Below are 7,762 nucleotides of genomic sequence, written 5' to 3'. Positions count from 1 at the left end.
CCATCAAGGTATTTTTTCATCTTTTCCTGAGCAGGTCTCATGAGTGAGCAATGAAATGGGGCACTAACAGGAAGCTTAACAGCCCTTTTTGCGCCAGTTTCTTTTACATTTTCTATAAAACTGTCAACTGCTTCAGTATGCCCTGCCACTACAATCTGTCCGTTACAGTTGTAATTTGCAGGTTCGACCACTTTTCCATTTGTTGATAATTTGTTGCACAGCTCTTCAATTTTTGTGGTTTCCCCGCCCAAAACAGCAGCCATAGCTCCTGTACCAACGGGAACAGCCTCCTGCATAAATTTTCCTCTATTATGAACAGCTTTTACAGCATCCACAAAAGACAACCCTTCAGCTGCAACAAGGGCAGTATACTCACCAAGAGAATGCCCAGCGAAAGCATCAGGCTTTATTTTTTCTTTAATCACTTCCCATATTGCAATACTTCCTGCAAGAAGCGCAGGCTGGGTGTTAAAAGTAAGCTTCAGTTCTTCTTCCGGTCCTTCAAACATTATTTTTTTTAAATCAAACCCGAGGGCAGTTACAGCTTCATCAATAATATTCCTGGAAGTTTCATATTTCTCGTAAAAATCTTTTGCCATTCCCACATACTGAGACCCCTGTCCGGGGAAAATAACAGCCAATCCCATAATACACCTACATTGTAAAGAATATTGATGCCCAGGTTAGTCCACCGCCAAACGCAGCAGACACAACATTGTCACCCTTTTTTATCTTTCCTGATTTTACAGATATATCAAGAGCAGTAGGAATTGTTGCTGCTGAAGTGTTACCAAATTTATCAAGGGTAATAATTACCTTGTCATGTTCAAGTTTCAGCCTTTTGGCCGCAGCATCAATGATCCTTACATTTGCCTGGTGCGGAATAAAATAATCCACATCTTCAAGAGCAAGACCACTTTTTTCTACCGCCTCAACAGCAATTTCAGCCATTGACCTGACCGCTATTTTGAATACCTCATTGCCTTTCATAAAGAAAAGATTTTCTTTGATATTAAAATTGTCTCTGTCATAAAGAGCATTGCTGCCACCAGCCCTACAGGTTAGTATCTCCGCATATTCACCATCAGCCTGCATACAAATGGAGCGGATGCCAGGTTCACTGCTTGCAGACAAAACAGCAGCACCAGCTCCATCACCAAGCAAAATACAGGTATTTCTGTCAGTCCAATCAATGATAGAACTAAGCCTTTCTGCACCAACAACAAGTATATTCTTACCAAGACCATTTTTTATCAAAGAGTCCGCTACTCCAAGAGCATATATAAATCCCGAGCAGGCAGCATTTATGTCAAAAGCATATGGAGTTTTAAGATTTAGCTTGGCAGCAAGCAGACAGGCAGATGATGGAATCAGATAATCAGGTGTACATGTTGCAAGTATTACACCATCTATATCTTTTGACTCCAGTCCAGCACTATTTATAGCTTCAAGTGAAGCCTTAAAAGCCATATCACTTGTGGTTTCGTTTTCTGAAATACGCCTTTCCTTAATACCTGTCCTGGAAGTTATCCATTCATCGGAAGTATCAACAATCTTTTCCAGGTCGGCATTAGTTAGCACCTTATCAGGGAAATAAGAGCCAGTACCAGTTATTTTTGAATACATTCCATCACCTTCTATTAATCTTCGCTCTTACTGATTTTAATCAGTTTTTCCTTGATATTGTTCCAGAAACTTTCACCTTTGTCAACTTTCATTGCTGAATAGCCATCTCTAATATTTTTTTCAATAACAGCAGTAAGTTTTTGCTCGGCAAGTTCATGAGCAACCCTAATTCCATTCTTAACAGCGTTTGAATTTGAGCTACCATGACCTATAATAACCACACCGTTTACCCCAAGAAGGGGTGCACCACCGTATTCTGTATAATCGGCACGTTTTTTTATTCTATCAAAAGCTCCTTTTGCCAGGAGCGCACCTATTTTGGAAACAAAATTCCTTGTCAACTCCTCTTTTAAAAGTTTTGAAATGTATCCTGCAGCAGATTCGCTTGCCTTTAAAGCAATGTTGCCAGCAAAACCATCGCACACAATTACATCACAAACACCTTTAAAAATCTCCTTACCTTCAACATTTCCTCTAAAATTTATACCTTCAGAATTTTGTAAAAGTTTGAAAACTGATTTTGTAAGCTCATTCCCTTTTACGTCTTCTTCACCGATACTAAGCAATTTTACAGTCGGGTCATCAATATTAAGTACTATTTTTGCATAAGCAGAACCCATAATTGCAAACTGGAGAAAATGTATCGGTTTGCAATCCACATTTGCCCCAACATCGAGCATTACAGTATGCCCTTTCGTTGTAGGAAGGACTGCCCCTATTGCCGGCCTATCGACCCCTTCAATAGTTCGTAAAAAAAGCTTGGAGATAGCCATAATGGCGCCGGTGTTGCCGGCACTGAAAAAACCTGAGGCTTCCCCATTTTTAAGCATCTTTAACGCTATGTGAATGGATGAGTTTCTCTTTCCTCTGACTACCTGCGAAGGGCTGTCTTCCATGGTCACAGCCTCTTCAGTATGAACAACAAATATCTTGTCCCTATCTGATTTTGAGTATTTAGACAACTCTTTATTTATAAGCCTTTCATCACCTACGAGTACAATATTGTACCCGTACTGCCTTATGGATTCAACGGCTCCGCTAATCACTTCAGTGGGGGCAAAATCGCCCCCCATTGCATCAACAACAATTCTCATTCAGATTAAATTTCTTCTGTTTTTAAAACTTGTTTTTTAGAATAGTGTCCACATGATGGGCAAACCCTGTGAGTAAGCTTCAACTCACCACAATTATCACATTTTGCAAACCCCATCACTGTAGCCTTGATATGGCTTCTTCTTGCGCCTCTTTTTGATCTTGAACTTTTTCCCTTTGGATTTGGCATATTTCTCTCCTTTTTATACTACTTGTTTTTATCTTTCTGCATAAAATCAGCCAGAGCTTTCCATCTATCATCTACATCCGGCTTACATTTACAGGTTTCAACATTCAAATTCGCACCACATCCCGAGCATATCCCTCTGCACTCTTCACTGCATACCCTTTTGAAAGGTCTCAAAAGCACTGATTCCTGCATCAGAATATGATCAAGATCCACTGCACTTTCTTCAACAATATAAAAACCTACATCCTCATCTGTCAACTCTACACTCTCTTCAGCCTCGTTATCTCTCTTTACTATTTCAACTGTAACCCTTTCCTCAAAAGCTTCCTCAAACCTTTCAAGACATCTATCGCAGTTATCATTTATTCTTAATTTTAGCTTTGCATCCAGCAAAAAGCCTTCACCAGCCGGATAAATCAAACCTTCAAAAACATCTACAATATATTCGGTATCATCCACACTAAAACTCTTGGATAAGCTAAATTTCTTACCATCTTCGGTAATCTGTTCAAAATATATGCGCATTACACCACCTTAGAAAAAAGTGCGAAGTACTATAATTAATCGAGGTATAATTGTCAATAACGTATTTTTCAAAAATATGCAACTTTTCTGTTGACTAAAAGTTTCAATGCTGTTATATGACTTTTTCCCTAAGATTGTGCTTAAATTGGAGGTCAAGCGATGTTTGCAATAGTTAAAACCGGAGGAAAACAGTTTACTGTTAAACCTGGAGATATTATCACTGTGGAAAAAATTGATGCTGAAAAAGGTGCTGCTGTTAAATTTGAAAACATACTCGCTGTTTCAAAAGACGGTGAATTAACAGTTGGAAGTCCTGTTGTTCAAGGTGCTTTGGTAGAAGCTGAGGTTCTTGAGCAAACAAGAGGAGAAAAGATAATTGTTTTTAAAAGAAAAAGAAGAAAAGATTACAAAAAGAAGCAAGGGCACAGGCAGTATCTTACAAAAGTCAGAATTAAAGATATAAAAGTTGGTTAGGAGGATATAGATGGCTCACAAGAAAGCTGGTGGTAGTACCAGAAACGGCAGAGACAGTCAAAGTAAAAGACTTGGTGTAAAAAAGTTTGAAGGCCAGGTTGTCAGAGCTGGCAACATCCTCGTCAGACAGAGAGGAACGCAGTTTAAACCAGGTAATAATGTTGGCTGCGGTAAGGATTACACCCTTTTTGCACTCACAGATGGATTGGTAAAATTTGAAGATAAGGGCAGAAAAGGTAAATTCATATCAGTTTACTCTGAAGCTGCTAACTAATTTATACAAAAAATAACTAAAGATTAATGGCCCCTCTTTTCAAAAGAGGGGCTTTTTGTTATAATGTTATTATGAAATTCATTGATGAAATCAAAATTAAAGTAAAAGCTGGAGATGGTGGAAATGGGTGTGTAAGTTTCCGCAGGGAAAAATATGTCCCAAGAGGCGGCCCCGATGGCGGACATGGCGGGGACGGCGGAAATATAATCTTTGAGGGGGACAATTCAAAGCACACACTTTTTGACCTCAACTATCTGCACATTTATAAAGCAGAAAGAGGTGAGCATGGTCGGGGTAAAGACCAAAATGGCAAAAATGGTCAGGATTTAATAATTAAAGTACCGCTTGGGACTGTAATAAAAAATGCCGACAATGATGAGATACTTGCTGATATTATCGCTCATGGCCAAAAAGAGATAGTTGCAAGGGGTGGAAAAGGTGGAAGGGGGAATATGGCTTTTGTAACTCCAACCAAGAGAGCCCCAAGATATGCTGAAGACGGGCAAAAAGGGGAAGAATTCAATTTGCTCCTTGAGCTTAAACTTATAGCTGACGTAGGGATTATAGGCTTTCCAAATGCCGGTAAATCGACATTTATCTCGGTAGTTTCTGCCGCAAAACCAAAAGTGGCTGATTACCCTTTTACTACATTGCATCCAAATCTCGGAGTGGTTAAAGGCAAAAAAATACATTCATTTGTTATCGCAGATATGCCGGGACTTATTGAAGGTGCGCACGAAGGTGTAGGGCTTGGCATAAGGTTTTTAAAACATATGGAAAGAACAAAACTGCTTGTCCATTTTATCGATTGCTCTGAAGATAGTTCGATGATTGAAAGGTACAATATTATTAGAAATGAAATAAAAAAATACTCGATGGAGCTTTTTGAAAAAAAAGAAATAATCGTATCCACCAAAATTGACGCCGCCAACGAAAAGGAACTTAACCTTTTTAGAAAATTTATCGAAAATAATAAGTTAAGCGGCAATTATGTTGAAATTTCCTCCATTACAAGAAAAAACACTGAAAAATTAATTGAACTTATTGAGGAAAAACTATTAGCATACAATAATGAAAAAGCTATCTGATTTTTTTGAAAAAAACCTTTCTAAAAGTCTTCGTTCCATCATTCAAATAAATGCTGTCTGGAAAAAAGTCGTTGGTGACCAGATATCCAGAGTAACTCTCCCTGTCAGGATAAATAAAAATGTTTTGAATGTTCTGGTTTTTGATCCGATATGGCAACACGAATTAAGCTTTTTAAAAGAAGATATCCTCCAGAAATTGCCAACACATTTTAAAATCAGTGATATTAAATTTTTTGTCAATTATAAAAAATTTGAATCTGAAGAGGTTGCTTTCAGACAGATAACCGAAAAAGAGAAAAAAATTATTGAAAGACTCACAAAGAACATAAATGATAAAGAATTGCAGGTAAAAGTCAAATCTGCTATGGAAGGGTATTTCAGGAATTATTCTTACGAAGACAGTTTATTTCTTGAATAATTCTAATTTGCATATATTATGTTTAAAACGGAGGCAAAAATGATACTTGAGATAAAAACTTTTCCGGATGAAGTATTGAGAAAAAAGAGTACACCTGTTGAGACAGTTGACGATAATATAAAAGAACTTTTGGATAATATGGCAGAAACAATGTACAACGCACCGGGGATTGGTCTGGCTGCACCCCAGGTAGGCGTAAACAAAAGGGTGATTGTTATTGATATCACCGGTCCTGAAGAAAAAAGCGGACTTATGAAAATAGTAAACCCCGAAATACTGGAAATGGATGGTGAAGTAGTTGGCGAAGAAGGGTGCCTGAGTGTTCCGGAAGAATATGCGGAAGTGAAAAGGGCAGAAAAAATTAAAGTAAAGTTTCTTGATGAAAATTCAGTTGAGCATATCATTGAAGCAGACGGCCTTCTTGCAAGAGCTTTCCAACATGAAATTGATCATCTTGACGGAGTACTTTTTATCGATAAAATAAGCCCTTTAAAGAGGGAATTTATAAAAAAGAGAGTAAGAAAAAAACTAAAATTTCAGAAACAAAACAGCTAATCCAAGAGAGGGTAAAATGAAAATCAAATTTACAGAAAAAACCACTTTTGAAAAATCCAATTATGTATTTATCAGCATTATTGAAAACACAGATATACTGAAAAGATATTTTAACAAAAAAGAATTTGAAACAATCGTAAAACTTTTGGGTGAAACAAAAGAAGATATTGAAGAGCCAAAATTACAAGAAATATCATTTGTAAAAAACAATAATGCGGTTAAAATCATTATAGGATTTATCCCCAGATTATTTGGCGTTCAGGATCTTCTGAAATTGGGGTTTTTATATGGTGAATACATCAAAGCCAGGAAAATAAATAAACCTGTCATTGTAATACCGGAAGATACTTTTGGTAAAAGAAATTATGCTGAATACACAAAACTTGTTTTAAACGGTGTGATTAACGGAATCTATGTTTTTGATAAGTTTAAAACCACCAAAGATTTTGACTGTAGAAACCTTGAAATAGCACTATACTCAAGGTTCAAAACAGACACTGCAAAATTCGACAATGTATTTATAGAAATAGAAAAATTTGCTGATGCAAGCTTTTTGGTAAAAGACCTGGTAAATCTTCCGGCAAATGAGCTTACCCCTGAAAGGTTTTGCAATATTGCAAAAAAGGAGCTTGAATCTAAAAAGTGTAAAATTGTTGCCATTTCAGGTGAAGATTTGAAAAAAGAAGGGCTTAATCTAATTTATACAGTTGGTTCAGGAAGTGAGAACAAACCAGCACTATTGAAAATTTATTACAAAGGGGATCCCAACTCTGATAAACATATTGCTGTAGTTGGTAAAGGGGTAACCTTTGACTCAGGTGGTACCAACTTAAAACCCACAGGCCACATAGAAACTATGAAGACAGATATGGCAGGGGGAGCTACCGCACTTGGAATTGCAAAGCTTATTGCTTCACTTAATGAAAAAATAAATGTCAATTTTTATATACCTCTGGTAGAAAACACTATTGGACAAACTGCTTACAGACCATCTGACATAATAAAGTCAAAATCAGGAAAAACTGTGGAAATATTAAATACCGACGCTGAAGGGAGATTGATTCTTGCTGATGCCATTGCAACTGCCGTCGAGGAAAAGTCAGACAAAATTATCGATCTTGCAACACTCACCGGTGCATGTGTGGTTGCACTTGGCAGTTTTTGTGCCGCATTTTTCTCAAACAGCGATGAACTTGCCGAAGCAGTCTTCGATTCCTCAGAATACACCGGGGAGGATGTGTGGATGCTACCTCTATACAAAGAATACAAAAAGAGGATAAAAAGCAAAGTTGCCGATATTCAAAATATTGCTACAAAAAAAGGGGAAGCAGGCACAATTATAGGTGCTTTGTTTTTGAACGAATTTGTATCAAATACACCATGGATACATTTTGATATCGCAGGGACTGCATATATTGAAGAAAAACACCCATTTTACGGGGAAGGTGCTTCAGGTTTTGGGCTGAGGCTACTTCACGACTTAATAAGAAATATAAAATAGCAATCTGGCTGGTCATTTT

Annotated in this window: 11 protein-coding genes; 6 read left to right on the top strand and 5 right to left on the bottom strand. The window is 37.4% G+C overall.

Going from position 1 to position 7,762, the window contains the following annotated elements; translation table 11 throughout:
- The 5 genes from ACTCAF_RS02535 to ACTCAF_RS02515 form a co-directional block, all read right to left on the bottom strand.
- Positions 1 to 647, bottom strand: a 647-nt coding sequence (locus ACTCAF_RS02535; RefSeq protein WP_463061734.1) for an ACP S-malonyltransferase, incomplete at its 3' end; no start/stop codon positions are given.
- 7 nt (positions 648 to 654) lie between these two features.
- Positions 655 to 1,626 carry a beta-ketoacyl-ACP synthase III gene (locus tag ACTCAF_RS02530; protein ID WP_463061733.1) on the bottom strand — a complete coding sequence of 324 codons (972 nt, stop codon included), beginning with the start codon at positions 1,624 to 1,626 and terminating at the stop codon, positions 655 to 657.
- Between the two features lie 14 nt (positions 1,627 to 1,640).
- Positions 1,641 to 2,720: a phosphate acyltransferase PlsX gene (gene plsX, locus ACTCAF_RS02525; RefSeq protein WP_463061732.1), complete on the bottom strand. Its 1,080-nt coding sequence runs from the start codon at positions 2,718 to 2,720 to the stop codon at positions 1,641 to 1,643.
- 5 nt (positions 2,721 to 2,725) lie between these two features.
- Positions 2,726 to 2,908, bottom strand: coding sequence for a 50S ribosomal protein L32 (gene rpmF, locus ACTCAF_RS02520; RefSeq protein WP_242820453.1), 183 nt, complete (start codon positions 2,906 to 2,908; stop codon positions 2,726 to 2,728).
- Positions 2,909 to 2,926: 18 nt separating this feature from the next.
- Positions 2,927 to 3,433 carry a YceD family protein gene (locus tag ACTCAF_RS02515; protein WP_463061731.1) on the bottom strand — a complete coding sequence of 169 codons (507 nt, stop codon included), beginning with the start codon at positions 3,431 to 3,433 and terminating at the stop codon, positions 2,927 to 2,929.
- Between the two features lie 159 nt (positions 3,434 to 3,592).
- Here ACTCAF_RS02515 and rplU point away from each other — a divergent pair, with 159 nt between their 5' ends.
- The 6 genes from rplU (at position 3,593) to ACTCAF_RS02485 (ending at position 7,743) form a co-directional block, all read left to right on the top strand.
- Positions 3,593 to 3,907 carry a 50S ribosomal protein L21 gene (gene rplU, locus ACTCAF_RS02510; RefSeq protein ID WP_463061730.1) on the top strand — a complete coding sequence of 105 codons (315 nt, stop codon included), beginning with the start codon at positions 3,593 to 3,595 and terminating at the stop codon, positions 3,905 to 3,907.
- 10 nt (positions 3,908 to 3,917) lie between these two features.
- A complete protein-coding gene (gene rpmA / locus ACTCAF_RS02505; protein WP_463061729.1) occupies positions 3,918 to 4,181 on the top strand; it encodes a 50S ribosomal protein L27 in 264 nt (87 codons plus the stop codon).
- 71 nt (positions 4,182 to 4,252) lie between these two features.
- A complete protein-coding gene (gene obgE / locus ACTCAF_RS02500; RefSeq protein WP_463061728.1) occupies positions 4,253 to 5,269 on the top strand; it encodes a GTPase ObgE in 1,017 nt (338 codons plus the stop codon).
- Complete coding sequence (locus ACTCAF_RS02495) at positions 5,253 to 5,687, top strand: DciA family protein (RefSeq protein ID WP_463061727.1); 435 nt, start codon at positions 5,253 to 5,255, stop codon at positions 5,685 to 5,687. Before obgE ends, ACTCAF_RS02495 begins: the two co-directional genes overlap by 17 nt.
- A 39-nt stretch (positions 5,688 to 5,726) precedes the next feature.
- Positions 5,727 to 6,242: a peptide deformylase gene (gene def, locus ACTCAF_RS02490; protein WP_463061726.1), complete on the top strand. Its 516-nt coding sequence runs from the start codon at positions 5,727 to 5,729 to the stop codon at positions 6,240 to 6,242.
- A 16-nt stretch (positions 6,243 to 6,258) separates the two neighbouring features.
- Positions 6,259 to 7,743, top strand: coding sequence for a leucyl aminopeptidase family protein (locus ACTCAF_RS02485; RefSeq protein WP_463061725.1), 1,485 nt, complete (start codon positions 6,259 to 6,261; stop codon positions 7,741 to 7,743).
- Positions 7,744 to 7,762: the final 19 nt, after the last annotated feature.

Source organism: Deferrivibrio sp. (assembly GCF_055117995.1).
This window is presented reverse-complemented; position numbering and strand designations above follow the sequence as displayed.

What these genes read in the sequence shown, in the direction of transcription:
- ACTCAF_RS02530 (WP_463061733.1), bottom strand. Translation starts at nt 1,626, where the DNA reads ATGTATTCAAAAATAACTGGTACTGGCTCTTATTTCCCTGATAAGGTG.
- plsX (WP_463061732.1), bottom strand. Translation starts at nt 2,720, where the DNA reads ATGAGAATTGTTGTTGATGCAATGGGGGGCGATTTTGCCCCCACTGAA.
- rpmF (WP_242820453.1), bottom strand. Translation starts at nt 2,908, where the DNA reads ATGCCAAATCCAAAGGGAAAAAGTTCAAGATCAAAAAGAGGCGCAAGA.
- ACTCAF_RS02515 (WP_463061731.1), bottom strand. Translation starts at nt 3,433, where the DNA reads ATGCGCATATATTTTGAACAGATTACCGAAGATGGTAAGAAATTTAGC.
- rplU (WP_463061730.1), top strand. Translation starts at nt 3,593, where the DNA reads ATGTTTGCAATAGTTAAAACCGGAGGAAAACAGTTTACTGTTAAACCT.
- rpmA (WP_463061729.1), top strand. Translation starts at nt 3,918, where the DNA reads ATGGCTCACAAGAAAGCTGGTGGTAGTACCAGAAACGGCAGAGACAGT.
- obgE (WP_463061728.1), top strand. Translation starts at nt 4,253, where the DNA reads ATGAAATTCATTGATGAAATCAAAATTAAAGTAAAAGCTGGAGATGGT.
- ACTCAF_RS02495 (WP_463061727.1), top strand. Translation starts at nt 5,253, where the DNA reads ATGAAAAAGCTATCTGATTTTTTTGAAAAAAACCTTTCTAAAAGTCTT.
- def (WP_463061726.1), top strand. Translation starts at nt 5,727, where the DNA reads ATGATACTTGAGATAAAAACTTTTCCGGATGAAGTATTGAGAAAAAAG.
- ACTCAF_RS02485 (WP_463061725.1), top strand. Translation starts at nt 6,259, where the DNA reads ATGAAAATCAAATTTACAGAAAAAACCACTTTTGAAAAATCCAATTAT.